The 17808-nt window shown below is 39.7% G+C and carries 17 protein-coding genes and 1 other RNA gene; 16 read left to right on the forward strand and 2 right to left on the reverse strand.

Annotation, left to right across the window (positions count from 1 at the left end; translation table 11 throughout):
- Nucleotides 1-120 precede the first annotated feature (120 nt).
- On the forward strand, nucleotides 121-1017 hold the full coding sequence (murB, locus tag HUK45_RS03805) for a UDP-N-acetylmuramate dehydrogenase (RefSeq protein ID WP_191911163.1): 897 nt from the start codon (nucleotides 121-123) through the stop codon (nucleotides 1015-1017).
- An 89-nt stretch (nucleotides 1018-1106) separates the two neighbouring features.
- Here murB and HUK45_RS03810 read toward each other — a convergent pair whose 3' ends face one another.
- Complete coding sequence (locus HUK45_RS03810; RefSeq protein WP_191911164.1) at nucleotides 1107-1769, reverse strand: DUF1361 domain-containing protein; 663 nt, start codon at nucleotides 1767-1769, stop codon at nucleotides 1107-1109.
- Nucleotides 1770-1914: 145 nt separating this feature from the next.
- On the opposite strand from HUK45_RS03810, the gene cdaA reads away from it, so the two are divergent.
- The 13 genes from cdaA to HUK45_RS03875 all read left to right on the forward strand — a co-directional run bounded on the left by cdaA (nucleotide 1915) and on the right by HUK45_RS03875 (nucleotide 15683).
- Nucleotides 1915-2760, forward strand: a complete 846-nt coding sequence (gene cdaA / locus HUK45_RS03815; RefSeq protein ID WP_102169175.1) for a diadenylate cyclase CdaA — start codon at nucleotides 1915-1917, stop codon at nucleotides 2758-2760.
- Entirely contained in the window at nucleotides 2753-3595 is an 843-nt protein-coding gene (locus HUK45_RS03820; protein WP_191911165.1) for a CdaR family protein, read from the forward strand. Before cdaA ends, HUK45_RS03820 begins: the two co-directional genes overlap by 8 nt.
- A 25-nt stretch (nucleotides 3596-3620) precedes the next feature.
- A complete protein-coding gene (gene glmM / locus HUK45_RS03825) occupies nucleotides 3621-4976 on the forward strand; it encodes a phosphoglucosamine mutase (protein ID WP_191911166.1) in 1356 nt (451 codons plus the stop codon).
- A 200-nt stretch (nucleotides 4977-5176) separates the two neighbouring features.
- Complete coding sequence (gene glmS / locus HUK45_RS03830) at nucleotides 5177-6997, forward strand: glutamine--fructose-6-phosphate transaminase (isomerizing) (RefSeq protein ID WP_191911167.1); 1821 nt, start codon at nucleotides 5177-5179, stop codon at nucleotides 6995-6997.
- 275 nt (nucleotides 6998-7272) lie between these two features.
- A complete protein-coding gene (locus HUK45_RS03835; RefSeq protein WP_102169171.1) occupies nucleotides 7273-7584 on the forward strand; it encodes a hypothetical protein in 312 nt (103 codons plus the stop codon).
- Nucleotides 7585-7689: 105 nt separating this feature from the next.
- Complete coding sequence (locus HUK45_RS03840; protein WP_191911168.1) at nucleotides 7690-9543, forward strand: acyltransferase family protein; 1854 nt, start codon at nucleotides 7690-7692, stop codon at nucleotides 9541-9543.
- 3 nt (nucleotides 9544-9546) lie between these two features.
- On the forward strand, nucleotides 9547-10005 hold the full coding sequence (locus HUK45_RS03845; RefSeq protein ID WP_191911169.1) for a MarR family winged helix-turn-helix transcriptional regulator: 459 nt from the start codon (nucleotides 9547-9549) through the stop codon (nucleotides 10003-10005).
- The gene (locus tag HUK45_RS03850) at nucleotides 10002-10808 is read left to right on the forward strand and encodes a Cof-type HAD-IIB family hydrolase (RefSeq protein ID WP_191911170.1); all 807 of its coding nucleotides are present in this window, start codon (nucleotides 10002-10004) and stop codon (nucleotides 10806-10808) included. The genes HUK45_RS03845 and HUK45_RS03850 overlap by 4 nt, the downstream gene beginning before the upstream one ends.
- 316 nt (nucleotides 10809-11124) lie before the next feature.
- Nucleotides 11125-11682 (forward strand): aggregation-promoting factor, encoded by a 558-nt coding sequence (gene apf, locus HUK45_RS03855; protein ID WP_191911171.1) that lies wholly within the window; start codon nucleotides 11125-11127, stop codon nucleotides 11680-11682.
- A 229-nt stretch (nucleotides 11683-11911) separates the two neighbouring features.
- Nucleotides 11912-12286: a transfer-messenger RNA gene (gene ssrA, locus HUK45_RS03860) on the forward strand.
- A 190-nt stretch (nucleotides 12287-12476) separates the two neighbouring features.
- Nucleotides 12477-13193: a response regulator transcription factor gene (locus HUK45_RS03865; protein ID WP_191911172.1), complete on the forward strand. Its 717-nt coding sequence runs from the start codon at nucleotides 12477-12479 to the stop codon at nucleotides 13191-13193.
- Complete coding sequence (locus HUK45_RS03870; RefSeq protein WP_191911173.1) at nucleotides 13193-14653, forward strand: sensor histidine kinase; 1461 nt, start codon at nucleotides 13193-13195, stop codon at nucleotides 14651-14653. The genes HUK45_RS03865 and HUK45_RS03870 overlap by 1 nt, the downstream gene beginning before the upstream one ends.
- Nucleotides 14654-14822: 169 nt before the next feature.
- Nucleotides 14823-15683, forward strand: a complete 861-nt coding sequence (locus HUK45_RS03875) for a GRP family sugar transporter (RefSeq protein WP_191911174.1) — start codon at nucleotides 14823-14825, stop codon at nucleotides 15681-15683.
- A gap of 93 nt (nucleotides 15684-15776) precedes the next feature.
- Here the strand turns inward: HUK45_RS03875 and HUK45_RS03880 are convergent, their stop codons facing one another.
- Nucleotides 15777-16046: a hypothetical protein gene (locus tag HUK45_RS03880; RefSeq protein WP_191911175.1), complete on the reverse strand. Its 270-nt coding sequence runs from the start codon at nucleotides 16044-16046 to the stop codon at nucleotides 15777-15779.
- A 159-nt stretch (nucleotides 16047-16205) separates the two neighbouring features.
- Here HUK45_RS03880 and HUK45_RS03885 point away from each other — a divergent pair, with 159 nt between their 5' ends.
- The gene (locus tag HUK45_RS03885; RefSeq protein WP_191911176.1) at nucleotides 16206-17564 is read left to right on the forward strand and encodes a glucose-6-phosphate isomerase; all 1359 of its coding nucleotides are present in this window, start codon (nucleotides 16206-16208) and stop codon (nucleotides 17562-17564) included.
- Nucleotides 17564-17767 (forward strand): hypothetical protein, encoded by a 204-nt coding sequence (locus HUK45_RS03890; protein WP_191911177.1) that lies wholly within the window; start codon nucleotides 17564-17566, stop codon nucleotides 17765-17767. The genes HUK45_RS03885 and HUK45_RS03890 overlap by 1 nt, the downstream gene beginning before the upstream one ends.
- Nucleotides 17768-17808 lie beyond the last annotated feature (41 nt).

Below are 17808 nucleotides of genomic sequence, written 5' to 3' on the forward strand. Positions count from 1 at the left end.
TCCTTTCGTCAGGGATGGTTAATGACTTCAATTTTACCAGTAATTCGTTTCCTCTGCCAAAAGATTAGTGATTAAACATGGTACAATAATACTTAGATTAAAATAAAGGACGACAAGACTATGGTAGTTAATTTAATTCAAGAATTTCCCGAAATCAATATTAAAAAGCAGGAACCACTATCCAAGTATACTTTTACTCATACTGGAGGAGAAGCAGATTGGTTGGCTTTCCCAGAAAATGTTGAACAAGTTCAGCAATTGGTAAAGTTTGTTAAGAAAAATGATATGCCATTAACCGTAATTGGCAACGCCAGTAACTTAATTGTTCGTGATGGCGGAATTGCGGGGTTAGTAGTAATTGTGACTGGCATGAACCAAATTAAAGTTGAAGGTAATAACGTGATGGCTCAAGCAGGGGCAACCTATATTAAGACCACTCAAGTTGCGCGGGATCATAGTTTAACTGGTTTGGAATTTGCTGCCGGAATTCCTGGAAGCATCGGTGGTGCAGTTTTTATGAATGCTGGTGCATATGGCGGGGAAACCAAATTTGCGGTTAAATCAGCTACCATTATGCTACCAACTGGCGAAATTAAGGAATTAACCAATGAGGAACTCGACTTTGGTTATCGTCATAGTAGCGTTCAAGATAATCATGGGATCGTTCTTGAAGCAACGTTTGAGCTAAAGCCTGGTGACAAGGAAAAGATTACCGCTCAAATGGATGAACTGAATGCTCGACGTGCCGCTAAACAACCGTTGGAGTTGCCGTCTTGTGGAAGTGTCTTCAAGCGCCCAACAGGATATTTTGCTGGAAAACTAATTCATGATGCTGGCTTACAGGGGTATACTTCCGGTGGTGCACAAGTATCAAAGAAACATGCTGGCTTTATTGTTAATATTGATAATGGAACGGCCACTGATTACCTAAACGTTATTCATCACGTTCAAAAAGTCGTTAAGGATAAATTTGGCGTTTCATTAGAAACAGAAGTCCGGATTATTGGTCGGGATTAGTTTGTTAGGGTTAGAAGTAAAAAGGGTAAGCGGATAAGAAAACTTCTCTTGGTTTTCTTATCCGCTTACCCTTTTGTATAACTAAACTATTACCCCCCCTTGTATTTTGTGTTTTGAACTGTTTTAAGGATCCAGTAGGAAAGAATCTGCAAACAGGTAAGGATTAGAGTGAATTTAAGCATATTGATGGACCAGATAGACAATAACTGACGGAAAAACCAGCTGGGGGTAAAGAAAAGATAGATAGAATGAAGACGAAGAAAACGGCCAATGTAAATTCCAATGCTTGAGATGAATGAGAAGAAAATGATCCACCAAAATTTGATTTTGGGATGATGGGGGCAAATTAATTCAGTGAGTTGGTGACTAACTTGATCCAATGACAAAAGGCCGAAGAAGAGACAGCTGATTGCACACAGAACCATTATGGCAAAAATTAACCAAATATGGGGATCTGATTTTAGGAGCCCGTTGATGCTAGTATGGGGGCTAAGCCAGGAGAGATGAAAAAGGTCAGTCATGACGTAAGGGGTATTTGGGTAAAACAGTAACCAAATAATGAGGCACCCCCAGAAAGCTAACGCCCGTCGATCATTAAAACGGGGGAGTTGAAAGCCAATTTCAACTGGAATATAAGCCAAGAAAACGTTAAAAGCCATAAAATTAAACGGCTTTGGCATAAAAATTTTCAGGAGGGCAATTGCAATCCAGAAGAAAAAACGAATTTGCCATTGCTTAGTTAATTTAAACATCTAATCGGGTTCCTTCCGTAAATAAGTATTTCATAGTTCAGAATACCAGACTTTATCGTAGATACCAGAATTTTAATGAAGTACAGTTCTTTCTGGGATAAAATGATATAATGTTATGGTAATTTAGAGGATGGTGAGAAAAGTTATGCAGTTTATTTCGGCGCTGTTTACTTGGCAAAACCTGATCCATCTAATTGATATCTTAGTAATTTGGTTTTTAATCTACGAATTATTATTATTAATTCGTGGTACTCGGGCTGTCCAATTATTCCGGGGAATTCTGATTATTATTCTGGTGAAGGTAGTCAGTTGGTACATTGGTTTAAGTACAGTTTCTTGGGTAATGGATCAGATCATTAATTGGGGTGTAATCGCCATTGTGATCATTTTCCAGCCAGAAATTCGTCGGGGACTGGAACACCTAGGACGAGGGACGTTCTTTACCCACAATCAAACGGCTAATGAAACTGAAGAAGAGACGATTAAGCAATTAGATCAGGCAATCCAATATATGTCAAAACGACGGATCGGAGCTCTGATTAGTATTGAAATGAAGACGGGCTTGGAAGAATACATTGAAACCGGGATTCCGTTAGATGCAGATATTTCGGGTGCATTGCTAATTAACACGTTCATTCCTAATACACCGCTTCATGATGGCGCGGTAATCATTAAAAATAATCGGATCTCAGTTGCGGCGGCATATTTACCCCTATCTGACAGTAAATTAATTCCTAAAGAATTAGGGACCAGACACCGGGCTGCCGTTGGAATTAGTGAAGTTACCGATGCATTAACAATCGTTATTTCTGAAGAAACTGGTGAGGTTTCAATTACGAAGGATAATGAGTTAATTCGTAATATGTCACGAAATGATTACTTGAAGTTCTTGCGGGCCCAACTATACAGCCAAACAACCGGGAAGGATAATAACTTCTTTACAAAACTATTCTCCTTCTTCGGTCGTCGGGGAGGTGGCAGCAATGAATAACTGGGAATTTTTTAATAACAAGTGGTTCTTGCGAATTACTTCTCTTGTTCTGGCCCTCTTCCTCTTTTTCTACGTTAATAATGGTAGTAATGGCTTTTTAAGACAGAATACAAGGCAGCATGACCAGATAAGCGCTTTGATGTCTAATAAAACTGCGGTTATTAAGATGCCACTTGACATTACAACCGATAATAATTACGTTGTTAGCGGTTATCCTAAGACCGTTCGGGTAACCGTAAATGGTCCTTCAGCGTTGGTAACAACAACTTCAAATACGCAAAACTTTAAGGCTTATATTGACCTGACTAACGTTGGCGTAGGAAAACACCGGGTGAAGGTTAAAACTAGCGGCTTGAACTCTGAGCTTCACGCAACGGTAAAGCCACAGTATGTAACGGTTAATATTCAACCGCGGAAGACAATTACTAAAAAGATTACTGTCCGGCTAAGTTCTCATTCATTAAGCAATAATTATCAGGTAGGAACGCCACGGACTGATATTGATCATGTCCAAATATCTGGTTCCCGCGAAGAAGTCAACAAGGTTGATCGGGTTCTTGCATTTGTTGCAATGCCGACCAAGGCAACTTCCGATATTCATCGATTAGTAACCCTGCAAGCGGTGGATAAAAATGGACAAACCCTTAACGTTGTAATTGAACCAAACACAACTAACGTGACGATTCCAATTCATGGTGAGAGCAGTAATACTAGCAGCTCAGCAAGCGATAATGATAATGCGCAGTCAAGTTCAAGTAGTAATCGTTCTAGTCGTGTAAGTTCAAGTGAAAGTAGTTCATCGAGTAGTAGCGCACAAGTAAGTTCAAATGAGTAGATTTTAGTTAAGAGGAGAAAAAATAATGAAATTAAAATATTTTGGTACTGATGGTGTTCGTGGTGTTGCAAACCAAGATTTAAGTCCTGAATTGGCCTTTCGGGTTGGTCGTGCTGGTGGCTACGTCCTTACTCGGCACTCTGAACGAAAGCAACCGCAAGTTCTTGTCTCACGTGACACCCGAATTTCTGGTCAAATGTTAGAAAATGCGTTGGTTGCCGGGTTGCTCTCGGTTGGAATTGAAGTTTTACGATTAGGGGTTGTTACTACTCCAGGGGTTGCTTATCTTGTTCGTGCTCAAGAAGCTGATGCCGGTGTAATGATTACTGCAAGCCATAATCCGATCAAGTATAACGGTATTAAATATTTTGGTGGAGACGGCTTTAAACTATCAGATGATTTGGAATATGAAATTGAGCAGCTATTAGATGCTGAGGAAGATACATTGCCACGACCATCTGATGAAGGATTAGGAACTGTTGCTGACTATCATGAAGGTGCTTTGAAATATACTTCATTCCTTGAACAAACAGTTTCAACTGATCTTTCAGGGTTAAAGGTAGTTGTTGATGCCGCTAATGGTGCAACTTCAGGATTTGTTTCTAACCTTTTTGCCGACATGAATGTTGACTTTGTTCCAATTAACGCTCAACCAAATGGCCTGAACACTAATCTTAATTGTGGTTCAACCCATCCTGAAGGGCTGCAAAAAGCTGTTGTCGAAAATAAGGCTGATCTTGGGATTGCTTTTGATGGTGATGGTGACCGTTGTATTGCCGTTGATAATGAAGGAAACATTGTTAATGGTGACAAAATTATGTACATTTGTGGAAAATACATGGACGATAAAGGTCTATTGAAGAAGGATACAATCGTTACTACCGTAATGAGCAACTTGGGGATGTACAAGGCGCTTGAAAGTCATAATATGACCAGTGTGAAGACGAAGGTCGGTGACCGGTATGTTGTTGAGGAAATGTTAAAGAACGGCTATAACCTGGGTGGTGAACAGTCGGGGCACATTATCTTCTTGGACTACAATACAACTGGTGATGGGATGCTGACTGCTTTACAGCTTCTTTCAGTAATCAAGGAAACGGGGAAGTCACTGAAGGAGTTAGCAAGTGACGTTACAAATTACCCGCAAGAGCTAGTTAACATTAAGGTTGCTGATAAGGCTGCTGCAATGAAGAACGAAAAGCTTCGGGCAATTATTGAAGAAGTCGAAGGTGAAATGAACGGTGATGGACGAGTTCTTGTTCGTCCTAGTGGAACAGAACCATTGCTTCGGATTATGGCAGAAGCAGCTACACCAGAATTAGTTCACCAATATGTTGAACGGATTGCTGATGTTGCTCGTAAGGAATTAGAAGTTAAATAAAAAATGATTGAAAACAACCTAAGATTAGTTCTGAACTAATCTTAGGTTATTTTTGATTATCTTATCAAATACTCTACCTAGACCAATTGAAGTTGATTAGTTTGACAATGCCCGTTGAAAGCATTATGATACTAAGTGTATTTAATGGATTTGATACATTGTATGTGTCTATACCAATTTTAAAAAGGATGGTATTAAATATGTGTGGAATTGTTGGAGTGACTGGGAGTCAAGACAGTCTATCAATTTTAATTAATGGCTTGAAGCGCCTTGAATATCGTGGCTATGATTCAGCCGGGGTCTACGTTAACGATAACGAAGGCCATGATTATTTAGTTAAGCGCGCTGGCCGGATTAGCAACCTTGAAGAGGCATTGACTGATGATGTTCATGGAATGTCAGGAATTGGTCATACTCGGTGGGCTACTCATGGTGAACCAAATGAAGCTAATGCTCACCCTCAATATTCAAGTGACGAACGCTTCTACCTTGTTCACAACGGGGTAATCGAAAACTATGCTCAATTAAAGGCAGATTACTTGGCAGACGTTGACTTTAAGAGCCAAACTGATACCGAAGTAATTGTTCAATTAGTGGATAAGTTTGTTGTTGAAGATCAGCTTTCAACTAAGGATGCATTACTAAAGGTTTTGAAGTTAATCAGTCCTGATTCTTCATACGCATTCGTATTAATGGATAAGGAAGAACCAGATACCCTTTATGTTGCTAAAAATAAGAGTCCATTACTGGTTGGGATCGGTGACGGCTACAATATGGTCGGTTCAGACGCTACTTCAATGTTGAAGCAGACTAACCAATTTATGGAATTGGATGATCATGAATTAGTTATCGTTAAGCCGGATTCAATTGAGATTGAAGACTTTGACGGTAACGAAAAGCACCGTGACACTTTCACTGTTGATATGGATCCAAATGCGGCAGACAAGGGTGCTTACCCATTCTACATGTTAAAAGAAGTTGATGAACAACCAGCCGTAATGCGGAAGTTAGTTCAAAAGTACTTTGATGAAGATGGCAAGCCAACAATTGATGAAGAACTATTAAAGTCAATGTCTGAAGCCGATCACCTTTACATCGTTGGGGCTGGAACCAGTTACCATGCCGGGTTGATTGGCGCGCGGATTTTTGAAAAGTTGGTTGGAATCCCAACCTCTGTTCACATTTCATCAGAATTTGCTTATGAGCAACCATTACTCTCTAAGAAGCCATTCTTTATCTTCTTGAGTCAAAGTGGTGAAACGGCTGATAGTCGTGAAGTATTGGTTAACGTTAATAAGAATAATTGGCCAAGTCTTACAATTACCAACGTGGATAAGTCAACTCTTTCTCGTGAAGCAACCTTTACCGAATTGCTTTATGCCGGTCCAGAAATTGCTGTTGCCTCAACTAAGGCTTACACAGCACAAATTGCCGTTGAAGCAATTTTGGCTAAGGCTCTTGGTGAATACATGAATAAGCCGGTTGCTGGTGCCTTTGATGTTAAGCACCAATTAGGTTTGGTTGCCAACGGAATGCAATCAATTACTGATAGTAAGAGTATCTTGAAGGATCTTTCAGATAAGTACCTTTCAAAGCCACGGAATGCTTTCTACATTGGTCGGGGAATCGACTGGTCAGTTTCACTTGAAGCAGCTCTTAAGCTAAAGGAAATTTCGTATGTCCAAGCTGAAGGATTTGCCTCAGGTGAATTAAAGCACGGGACAATTGCCCTAATTGAAAAGGGAACACCAGTTATTGGGATCATTACTCAAGATCGGACTGCTGGATTAACGCGGAGTAACCTTGAAGAAACTGAAGCGCGGGGTGCTAATACTCTGACAATCGTATCACGTCATTTGGCAAAGGATAATGATAATATTATTCTGCCAGATGTTGATGAGTTGCTTAGTCCGCTTCTAAGTGTTGTTCCAGCGCAACTATTGGCATACTACACTAGTCTTGGTAAGGGACTGGATGTTGATAAGCCACGGAACTTGGCAAAGTCTGTTACTGTTCAATAATTAATCAATAATCGTCAGTTGCACGTGAGAGACGTTAGCAACTGGCGATTTTTTGTGTATTAGGGGAGAAATACTTTGACACTTTTTAGTAAAATCGCTAAAAAGTTGTTGACAGCGATATATGAAATCGCTATCATAATAACTGTAAGGTATTTAAGTAATTACCTTCTAATCAATTCTCTTTCTCTCTTATGCCAATCATCGCCAATTTTGACGATGATTTTTTTTGTGCTTCTCGTTATAATAAATTGGAGATTATGAAGGGAGTTAAGATTGTGGAAGAACAACATGAAGTCTTGGATTTGATTGAACAAATTACACGGAATGATGGGACTAGCTACTATGAAATTGGTAATATGGTCCAAAACGGGCGAGCTGAATTAGCTGCTGAACGTGGCTTTATCAAGGAGGTTCGGATCCTGCAGTTAAATATTCCTCATTCCCAAAACGTAATTAAGTATGAACACTTCATCAACACTCATTACCAAATGCAGGATGAGTCGATGGATCACTGGGATGAATGGAAACGGACGCCAGAAGCAGATAAAATTGTTCATGATATATTGGAAGAAAACCATATTGGCTAAAAAGTTAAGGGTACTATTATCCAATAAATTTTCTTTTAAAAGAGGCTATACAGCAATTTGCCAAGACACTATAATTAGAAAAGATATTTCTTGGGGGTTCTGTTAATGAACAAAAAAGAAAGCCTAGTGAGCAGTCGAGCTCAGCCACACCACGTTACAGGAATCGATGGGTTACGAACAATTGCAGTTTTGGGAGTAATTATTTACCACCTACTGCCAACTCAGCTAAAGGGTGGTTTCCTCGGTGTTCCACTATTCCTATTAATTTCAGGCTATTTTATTACTTACCAGTTCAGTAAAAAGTTTGAACGTGGTGCTGGACTTGGGTTAAGGCATTTTTATGCTAAACGCTTTTACCGCCTTTATCCAGTTTTAATTACGATGTTAGTATTAACAATTGCGTACATTACACTGTTTGCTCATGAGTTATTGCATAACATTCGGCAAATCTTTGTTACTAATATTTTGTGGGTTTACAATTGGTGGGAGATTTACCATGGGCAATCGTATTTTGATCAATTCGCCAATCAGTCACCATTTACTCATCTGTGGACATTGGGAGTTGAAGCGCAATTTTATGTTCTTTGGCCGATTATTATTTTTCTCTTGTTTAAGGTGTTCAAGAAACGTTCAATCGTTCAGTACCTTGTTTTAGCGTTGGCAGTCTTGTCAGCAATTGAAATGGCTGTCTTGTATCATCCGGAGACACTCAATCGTGTTTACTATGGAACCGATACGCGGGCATTTTCCCTTTTGCTTGGTTCATGGCTTGGCCTGGTTTGGCCGCTTGACCGGTTGAGTACAAAGGTTGCTGCAGCTGATTCACGGATATTAAATGGTTTAGGAATCGCTGCTTTGGTTATTACCCTATATGGCTTTATAACTCTAGATGGGCAATCTTCATTTACTTACCATGGGGGGATGTTCCTTTATAGTGTAATCGGGACTATTTTACTAGCAACGATCCTTCACCCAGGGAGTCAGATGAATCGGTGGCTAACTAACCCGTTCTTTAGTTGGTGTGGTCAGCGTTCATACGGAATTTACGTCTATCAGTATCCTGTTCTTATATTTTATGAGCGTGCAATTAATGTTGGCGTACACCCAATTGTTAGTGGGATAGAGGAATTAGCGTTAATTGTGATTATTAGTGAATGTTCATACCGGTTGATTGAACAACCGCTTGCTAAGCGTCGATTAAGTGATTTTAATTGGCAAAAGATCAAGTTTAATAATTGGCAACAGGCAGCAACGGCAATTATTGTTTTGTTAATTGCTGGTACAGCAGGTTACGGACTCTGTCAGCCTAATGTTCAACCAAAGAAGACGACGGTTCAGAAACAAATTGAAAAGAATGATCAATTAACTGAAAAGCATAATAAGCAACTTAGTAAGGGGAAAAATGTTGAAACAGCTAAGATTAGCACTGTGCAAAAAGAGTACCAGCTAAGTAAAACTGAAATTAAGCAGGCACAAAAACTGAAGGTCACTGCGGTTGGTGATTCAGTAATGCTTGATGCTTCTAATAGTCTTCAACAATTAATGCCACACGCCTATGTTGATGCTAAGGTGGGGCGTCAGGGTTCACAAACACCTAAAGTCCTTAGCCAGTTAAAGGGGAGCGGGCATCTTAACCAGATCGTTATTTTGAACTTAGGGAATAATGGTGCCATGGATCAAAAAACGATTGACGATATTCTAAAGACAATTGGGAAGGATCGGCAGGTTTACTGGGTAACTCCCCATATCCCATCAAAGAGTTGGCAGCAACAGGTTAATAACCAAATCCAGCAGATTGCAAAGGATCACCATAACGTTCACCTAGTTGATTGGTATACCGCAAGCAATGGTCAATCCGGTTGGTTTGCAAAAGATGGCGTTCACATGAATAAGCAGGGAAATAACCATTATGCAAAATTAATTACGAAAACTATTTTGAAGGATCAACGGGGTGAATAGTTAATGAATGATAATAAGAAGTTACTAGATAAAGCGATTGATCTATATTTGACCGGATTGAAAGGCCTTGACTCGTTTATTTCAGAACCTTCTGCAGAATATTCCCTCTCATTTGAACAGTATTTAATTTTAAAAAAGATTGTTCATAACCCAAAGATCAAATTAATGGACATCGCTGATGAACGTGGAGTAACCAGAAGTGCAATTTCACGACAACTGCGGCCCCTCTTGAATCATAATTATATCCAACAAGAGGCCGATCCTGAAGATCGTCGTCGGTTGTTCTTAATCAGTACCGTTAGAGGAAAACAGGTCGAACAACATATTGGTTCACTTGTGCTAAAACGATTTTCAAACTGGCTTGATGTTTACGGAAAGGATCGGGGTGCTAAGCTGTTAGAGCTTTTGGAAGATTTTAATAAGCAAATTGTTCAGGCAAATTATAGCGAGGAGAAAAAATGATTAAAGTAATTGCGTTAGACTTAGATAATACTTTGTTAAACAGTAATAAGGAAATTAGTGTTCGTAATGAACGGGTTCTCAAAAGGCTTCATTCTCAAGGAATTCATGTTGTTTTATGTACTGGTCGACCAATTAATGCTATTTGGCCACTGGTTGAACAGCTTGGCTTGACAAAGCCGGATGATTATACCATTACATTTAATGGCGGATTAGTGATTAACAATGTCTCTAAGGAACACCTTTTTGAATTAGGGATGACTAGGAATGATCTTCAACCACTGCTAAAGTTTGTTAAGCAGGAAAACATTCCCCTTGATATTTTAGACTATGATCGCGTTTATGAACTAAGCGACCAACCTCGTTCAATTTATAAGACAGTCTTAAAGAACATTGAATTTCGTGATACGAAGAGTACCGAACTGGAAGAAACAACTTACAGCAAGGCGGTTATGGCGATTCCCGCTGAGAAATTAACCCCGATCATTCAGAATCTTCCTGCTGAACTTAAGGAGAAGTATCATGCAGTTCAATCTCAGCCAATGATTATGGAATTTTTGCCCCCAAAGGTTAATAAAATGGTTGGCTTACAGGCGCTTTTACAGCACTTTAACTTAGACTTTAGTAACTTGATGAGTTTTGGTGATGCTGATAATGATCTGGAAATGATTCAAGCAGCTGCCCAAGGAATTGTCATGGCAAATGGTCTTCCTGAAGTTAAGCGGGCTGCTACAGCAATCACGGATTCGAATGATGAAGATGGGGTTGCAAGCTACTGTGAGCAATATTTTGCAACATTACTGTAATAAAAAAACAGAAAATTAGTCAATAAAGTTGTTAAATTAGACGATTTTAGTGGAAATTGCCCTTAATTTAACAACTTTTTTTATTGTCATATAAAGAAGTTAGGACAACCAAAGAAATTATTAAATCCCATTATGATAGTCTTTAGCACGTCAATTTTTATAAATGTGCGATTATTTACAATTAATATTTCAGTAGCTTTACAAACACTTCGCAATAATCTGTTAAACGATAAATCGCTGTTATCTGGTAGTAATATTCATCGTGTAGTATAAGAAGCGTTGAATCGGAATAATAAAAAAGGATGGTATTGAATTTATGGTTTCTAAGAAAAAGCTTGCAAAATTAACTGCTTCTGTTGGTGCAATTGTCTTCGGTGTTGCAGCTACTCAAGCTGCTGTTAATGCCGATACAGTTTACACTGTTAAGAGTGGTGACACGCTTTCAAGCATTTCTTATAAGTTTAATAAGAACAATAGCCTTGTTAATGAAATTGCTCAAAAGAACAGTATTAAAGATATTAACAAGATCTATGTTGGCCAACGCTTAATTATCAAGAGCGATGGTGAAATTCAGCCCGCATCATCTCAAACAACTACCCAAAATAGTAACAATACTACTAGTCAACAGGCGTCAACAAGTACTGTAAGTGGCTCAGAAGCAGCCGCAAAGGCTTGGATTGCTAATCGCGAATCTGGTGGAAATTATGGTGCTACTAATGGACAATACATTGGGAAGTATCAACTTTCAGCATCATACCTTAATGGTGATTACTCAGCAGCTAACCAAGAACGAGTTGCAGATCAATATGTAGCTAGTCGTTATGGTTCTTGGACTGCTGCTCAGCAACACTGGATGGCAAATGGTTGGTATTAAGAAGAGCGTGAGCAGGGTTAAAAAGTCCTGTAAGACAACAATTTCTCCCGACTGGATGCTGAGAGCATCTGGGAGGGAGTTTGTTGTCTTTAGCAACCCATTTCAATAAAATGATAGAAACTAATTTTCGGTAATGGCTAATAACACCATTACCGTTTTTTACTTAGGAAAATTAATGCATAAATGATGCATTGTTGTTTTATCAATGTTACAATAAAGACTGTATTTTGGGGATGTTTTTTGGATTCGACAGGTATAGGTCGAGTTTCAATTGCGTTTCGAAGGTTGCGTCTTCGTAAAAACGCTCAGTTTTAAATTATAACTGCAAACAATAATTCAAACTCTTACGCATACGCTGCCTAACAAGTAGCGCGCGTAAATCCATCCTGGGTTTGTCCATGATGCAGTGATGGGTTTCATATATTAATGGACTACGCTTAACACTCGCGCTTGAAGTATTAAGAAGAGATTATCAAGCTAGTTAGTCATGGTTGCCCTGATCAACGGCGTTTTGATTGATGAAATCTAAATAGTTGAGATATGAACGTAGAGGTTGAAATGGCGATATGCCTGGACACGGGTTCGACTCCCGTCATCTCCATTGCAGAAGGGAGGCTGAGAAAAATCTTTTGTTTTTCTCAGCCTTTTTATTTGTAAATATTATTTATTAAGGCAGGTTAATAGCTGAAAACTTAAAGATAGAATATTATTAGCATACTTTATCGTTGGCGGAGGAAGTTATTTCCCGGGAAATAGTGAATTGATTTTTATAATTAGTGAGGGAGAATTGTAGAATGAAAATTTTGATGATTGAGGATAACCACTCAGTATGCGAAATGATGGCAATGTTTTTCAAAAAAGAGGGGTGGCAATATGAGTTCGCTTATGATGGGGTCGCCGCAGAAGAAAAATTTAGTGCTGCCCCGCATGAGTGGGATGTAATTCTTTTAGATTTGAATTTACCGAAGAAGGACGGTATGCAGGTGGCAGCGGATATTCGTCGGCTATCAACCACAGTACCGTTAATCATGCTGACTGCACGTGATTCTGAAAGTGATCAAGTGCTTGGATTAGAAATTGGCGCGGATGATTACGTAACTAAGCCATTTAGTCCGATTACGTTAATTGCTCGAATTAAAGCTCTTCAGCGACGCTCTCAATTAAGTGCAGCGCATGGAGCACAGCATCCTGATCAGGATCGCTTTGATATTAAAACTAGGCATTTTAAGATGGATACTAAGACCCGTGAAGTATATATGTATGGTAAGCCGGTAAGGGATCTAACCCCAAAGGAATTTGATCTATTGAAGACGCTGGCTAGCAAGCCCCGTCAGGTTTTCACTCGTTCGCAATTGCTTCAGCTAGTTTGGGACTATGAATACTATGGTGATGAACGAACAGTTGATGCCCATATTAAAAAACTTCGCCAAAAGCTTGAAGCGGTTGGCCCACAGGTAATTCAAACTGTCTGGGGTGTTGGCTACAAGTTTGATGATGAAGGAAACGAATAATGAAGCTATTATATCGATTAATGATTGCTTTCTTTACGGTAATTATTACGCTGATGACGGTTTTAAGTCTGGCCTTCATTAATGTGACTAATGAGACGATGTATAGGAATACCTGGAATCAGTTGAAAACTTATTCTGATAGCTTGGTTCAAGATGCAATTCGTTATGATACGGTTGATCATACTTTTAAGGGCTTTGAGAATCAGTCCTTGTTGAGTAATGCGGCACTGCTTTCTAACCAGCACGTTCATTTTGCAATCTTTGATGTGACACAGCGACAGACGTTTGCTAGTAATGGCTTTGCTCCCCAAATAAGTAAGGAAGATTGGAAAAAATTAAAAAAGGGCAAGACCATTTATCTGCGGCTTACTCGGCCACAGATTAATACTCAAAAAGCTCACCAGTCAGCAATGACAGAAGTAATTCGCCCGTATTTCTATCACAAGAAAATGATCGCTGTCGTTTCGATTGCTACTTTTGTTTCGGTGGTAGAAGAAAATATGCATCAACTGAAAATTAACCTAGCGATCGCCTTTCTTATTGCTACTTTAGCCGCACTTTTAATTAGTTATCTTCTTGCCCGGTCAATTACTAAAAAAATTGATCAGCTTCGGACTGCTACCCGTCAGGTTGCTAAGGGAAATTACCATGTAAAGGTACCAGTTAACGGTAAGGATGAAGTTGATGACCTTGCTCGAAGCTTTAACCAGATGACAACTGCCCTTCGTGAGTCTGATCAAGAGATTCGGCGACAAGAAGAACGACGGCGGAAGTTTTTGGCTGATGCTGCACACGAAATGCGGACTCCGTTAACAACAATTAATGGATTGCTAGAAGGGCTTCGGTATGATGCTATTCCTAAAGAAGACTGGAACCATAGTATTGAATTAATGCAGAATGATACCCAGCGCTTGATCCGGTTGGTTAACGATAATTTGGACTATGAGAAAATCCGTACTAATCAAATTTCAATGGACCGGAAACTATTTGATTGTTCTGCTGTCTTGAATAATCTCAAGGAACAATTGAATAAGCGTGCAGTGGAGAAAGAAGATCGCATTCAACTAGACGTTCCTGACGGTCTCTTGGTGTATGCTGACTATGATCGCTTTGTTCAAATTATGTTCAATGTTATTCAGAATGCCATTCAGTTTACTAATAAGGGACTAATTAAAATTTCGGCGCGTCGTGTTGAACAGGGATGCGAATTCAAGATTAGCGATAATGGAATTGGAATGACAAATGATCAGGTGAAGAACATTTGGGAGCGATTCTATAAGGCTGACCAGTCACGAAGTAATCAATATGGTGAGTCGGGACTTGGCCTCCCGATCGTTCATGAATTAGTAAACCTTCATGGCGGGAAAGTAACGGTTGAAAGTAAACCCAAAAAGGGGACAACCTTTACTATCTTTCTTCCAGATCCTCAACACGCACCGCACAGGAATAGTCAGAATTAACATTTCACATTTATACCAATAATTTATTAAACGCTTTCTTATAGAGAACACAAGCTTTTATTATATTTATACCATCTATTTATTTTGTGAAAATACTTGTGTAAACGTTTGCAACCAGTTATAATACTATCTCGTAATCAATTATTCATTTGATAGGAGAGAAATAAAGATGGTTTATTTACTTGCATTAATTCCAGCGCTTGGTTGGGGGCTTATGCCATTAATCACTGGTAAGATTGGTGGTTCTGCTGTTAATCAAATGTTTGGTATCGGTGCTGGTGCCACAATCATTGGATTAATTGCCTATGCGGTTACTCAACCGACTGTTAGTACAGCCGCTTTCTGGTTTTCCGTATTATGTGGTGCTTTATGGACGATTGGTCAGGTTGGGCAATTCGTTTCTTTTAAACGGATGGGTGTCTCAAACACCATGCCACTTTCTACTGTTTTACAATTAGTTGGTAACTCATTAATTGGGGTTATTATCTTTGGTGAATGGCATAGTGCTCGGGCACTTACAATCGGTTTTGTTGCATTGGCAATCGTTATTGTTGGTGCCTTGATGACATCAGTTTCTGATAGTAATTCGGATAAGAAGGTTACTGCTAGTAACTTTATCTTCTTGCTGGTAACTACTATTGGTTACTGGGTATATTCAGCATTCCCAAAGATTCCGATCGTTGCTAATGAAAGTGCTCAAGGAATTTTCCTTCCAGAAATGCTGGGAATCTTGCTTGGTTCTGTAATTTATGCTCTTTGTTCTGGTAATGCTTCTTCATTCAAGCAAAAGGAACAATACTTAAATATCCTTGGTGGTTTATCATGGGGAATCGCTGCCTTTGCTTACATCTTTTCTGCTAAGGCTCTTGGTGTTACTGAAGCATTCATCTTTACTCAACTAAACGTTATTATTGCAACCTTTGGTGGAATTTGGCTTCTTCACGAACACAAGAGTCACCGTGAAATGACCTATACTATTTGGGGAATTGTTTTAATTGTTGTTGGTAGTATCGCTACTGCCTTTGCATAATCAATGAACTCAATAAAAATTAAAATAAGTGCCTCTAAGGTTCGACTTTTACCGGACTTTAGAGGCCGTTTTTGTATGATATATTCATTAATTTTAGGGGATTAGTAACATAAAATTTGTAAAAAATATAACACTGTAAATAATGATGATAAGTGATATTGCCTCTGCTTGCTTCAAAAGATATGGAATAAAGTAATGGTCCTGAATAAAATTATATACAGAGATCTCTTTAATTGCGAGTTCGGGAAAGATTCGTCGCAGTAATTCCAAGGTGATTTGTGGATCGAGAAAGACCTTGCTAAAGATAAAGTCGTCAGTTAACCCAGCCTCTTCCCAACGCTTTGCTAAATTTAATTTTGCCATGTGCTACTCCTTACATTAATTTAGAGGATACTCCCTAATATAAATAGACGGAAAAATTCCAAAAAAGCATTAATTTTGTATTTAGCAATTCCAATTGAAAACGGCTTCATGGTTCGGTATGATTAGGAGTGTAAATATAATAAGAAAGAAGTTCTGGAAATGACACATATTTCATTTGATCGTACAGGCTTAAAGAAATTTGTTAACGATAACGAACTCGGCGAAATGCAAGCAATGGTAAATGCAGCGGATGATGAATTACGCAACGGTACTGGTGCCGGGGCAGACTTCCGTGACTGGCTCCACTTGCCAACCGATTACGACAAGGAAGAGTTTGCGCGGATTAAGGCGGCTGCCAAGAAGATTCAAAATGACTCTGATATCTTGGTTGTCATTGGTATCGGTGGTTCTTACCTGGGTGCCCGGATGGCCGTTGACTTCTTGCACAACACCTTTTACCAAGCTCAAAAGGCTACTGACCGGAAGTACCCATTAGTAATCTTTGCCGGGAACTCCTTGAGCTCCACTTATGTTCATGACTTAATCGAATTGATTGGTGACAAGGACTTCTCCGTCAACATCGTTTCTAAGTCCGGGACGACAACTGAACCATCAATTGCTTTCCGGATCTTCAAGAACCTCTTGATCAAGAAGTATGGTGAGGAAGAAGCTAACAAGCGGATCTACGCGACGACCGATAAGGCCAAGGGGGCTTTGAAGACCGAAGCCGATGCCCACGGTTACGAAAGCTTTGTCATCCAAGATGGCATTGGTGGTCGTTACTCAGTTCTTTCCCCAGTCGGTCTCTTACCAATCGCCGTTTCTGGCGGTGACATTGACCAGTTAATGGCCGGGGCTGCCCAAGCCGAAAAGGACTATACGGATCCTAAACTGGAAAACAACGAAGCTTATCAATATGCCGCTTACCGGAACATCCTTTACCGGAAGGGCTATGAAACCGAATTACTCGAAAACTACGAACCAAACATGACCATGTTTGCCGAATGGTGGAAGCAATTAGCTGGTGAATCCGAAGGGAAAGATCACAAGGGCATTTACCCATCCAGTGCTAACTTCACCACGGACCTTCACTCCCTTGGTCAATACATCCAAGAAGGTCGCCGGTTCTTGATGGAAACCGTTGTGAAGCTCGACAAGCCAAACCATGACATGGAAATCCCAAGTGAACCAGATAACCTGGATGGCTTAGGCTACTTGGAAGGTAAGACGATGGACTTCGCCAATACCAAGGCATACGAGGCCGTTGTCGCTGCCCACACTGCTGGTGGGGTTCCAGTAATGACTGTTCACATTCCAGAAGAAAATGAATACACGCTTGGTTACTTGATCTACTTCTTTGAAGTGGCGATGGGAATCTCCGGTTACCTCAACGGGATTAACCCCTTCAACCAACCAGGAGTGGAAGCCTACAAGGTTAACATGTTTGGCCTCTTAGGCAAGCCAGGTTACGAAGAGATCGGCAAGAAGCTACGGGCTGAAATGGACGAAAACAAGTAATGAATCGTCAACAACTGAGTAAACAGCGCCATTACTTTCAAGTGCGGATCGCTGTTTGGTGTGTTTTGACAATTTGCTTTGCGATCATCGATCAGTTTAAGCCATTACCGTTCTTACAATGGATTGTATGGTTAGCAGCACTTTATACGTTGATTTTGATTATAATTTGGACGTACTTTACGGTGCAGTTACTAAAGAAATAACGAGATTTTAAAAAGAACCATTCAGATTGATTTCTGAGTGG

The organism is Limosilactobacillus urinaemulieris (genome assembly GCF_014838745.1).
GTDB lineage: Bacteria > Bacillota > Bacilli > Lactobacillales > Lactobacillaceae > Limosilactobacillus > Limosilactobacillus urinaemulieris.

What these genes read in the sequence shown, in the direction of transcription:
- murB (WP_191911163.1), top strand. Translation starts at nt 121, where the DNA reads ATGGTAGTTAATTTAATTCAAGAATTTCCCGAAATCAATATTAAAAAG.
- HUK45_RS03810 (WP_191911164.1), bottom strand. Translation starts at nt 1,769, where the DNA reads ATGTTTAAATTAACTAAGCAATGGCAAATTCGTTTTTTCTTCTGGATT.
- cdaA (WP_102169175.1), top strand. Translation starts at nt 1,915, where the DNA reads ATGCAGTTTATTTCGGCGCTGTTTACTTGGCAAAACCTGATCCATCTA.
- HUK45_RS03820 (WP_191911165.1), top strand. Translation starts at nt 2,753, where the DNA reads ATGAATAACTGGGAATTTTTTAATAACAAGTGGTTCTTGCGAATTACT.
- glmM (WP_191911166.1), top strand. Translation starts at nt 3,621, where the DNA reads ATGAAATTAAAATATTTTGGTACTGATGGTGTTCGTGGTGTTGCAAAC.
- glmS (WP_191911167.1), top strand. Translation starts at nt 5,177, where the DNA reads ATGTGTGGAATTGTTGGAGTGACTGGGAGTCAAGACAGTCTATCAATT.
- HUK45_RS03840 (WP_191911168.1), top strand. Translation starts at nt 7,690, where the DNA reads ATGAACAAAAAAGAAAGCCTAGTGAGCAGTCGAGCTCAGCCACACCAC.
- HUK45_RS03845 (WP_191911169.1), top strand. Translation starts at nt 9,547, where the DNA reads ATGAATGATAATAAGAAGTTACTAGATAAAGCGATTGATCTATATTTG.
- HUK45_RS03850 (WP_191911170.1), top strand. Translation starts at nt 10,002, where the DNA reads ATGATTAAAGTAATTGCGTTAGACTTAGATAATACTTTGTTAAACAGT.
- apf (WP_191911171.1), top strand. Translation starts at nt 11,125, where the DNA reads ATGGTTTCTAAGAAAAAGCTTGCAAAATTAACTGCTTCTGTTGGTGCA.
- HUK45_RS03865 (WP_191911172.1), top strand. Translation starts at nt 12,477, where the DNA reads ATGAAAATTTTGATGATTGAGGATAACCACTCAGTATGCGAAATGATG.
- HUK45_RS03870 (WP_191911173.1), top strand. Translation starts at nt 13,193, where the DNA reads ATGAAGCTATTATATCGATTAATGATTGCTTTCTTTACGGTAATTATT.
- HUK45_RS03875 (WP_191911174.1), top strand. Translation starts at nt 14,823, where the DNA reads ATGGTTTATTTACTTGCATTAATTCCAGCGCTTGGTTGGGGGCTTATG.
- HUK45_RS03880 (WP_191911175.1), bottom strand. Translation starts at nt 16,046, where the DNA reads ATGGCAAAATTAAATTTAGCAAAGCGTTGGGAAGAGGCTGGGTTAACT.
- HUK45_RS03885 (WP_191911176.1), top strand. Translation starts at nt 16,206, where the DNA reads ATGACACATATTTCATTTGATCGTACAGGCTTAAAGAAATTTGTTAAC.
- HUK45_RS03890 (WP_191911177.1), top strand. Translation starts at nt 17,564, where the DNA reads ATGAATCGTCAACAACTGAGTAAACAGCGCCATTACTTTCAAGTGCGG.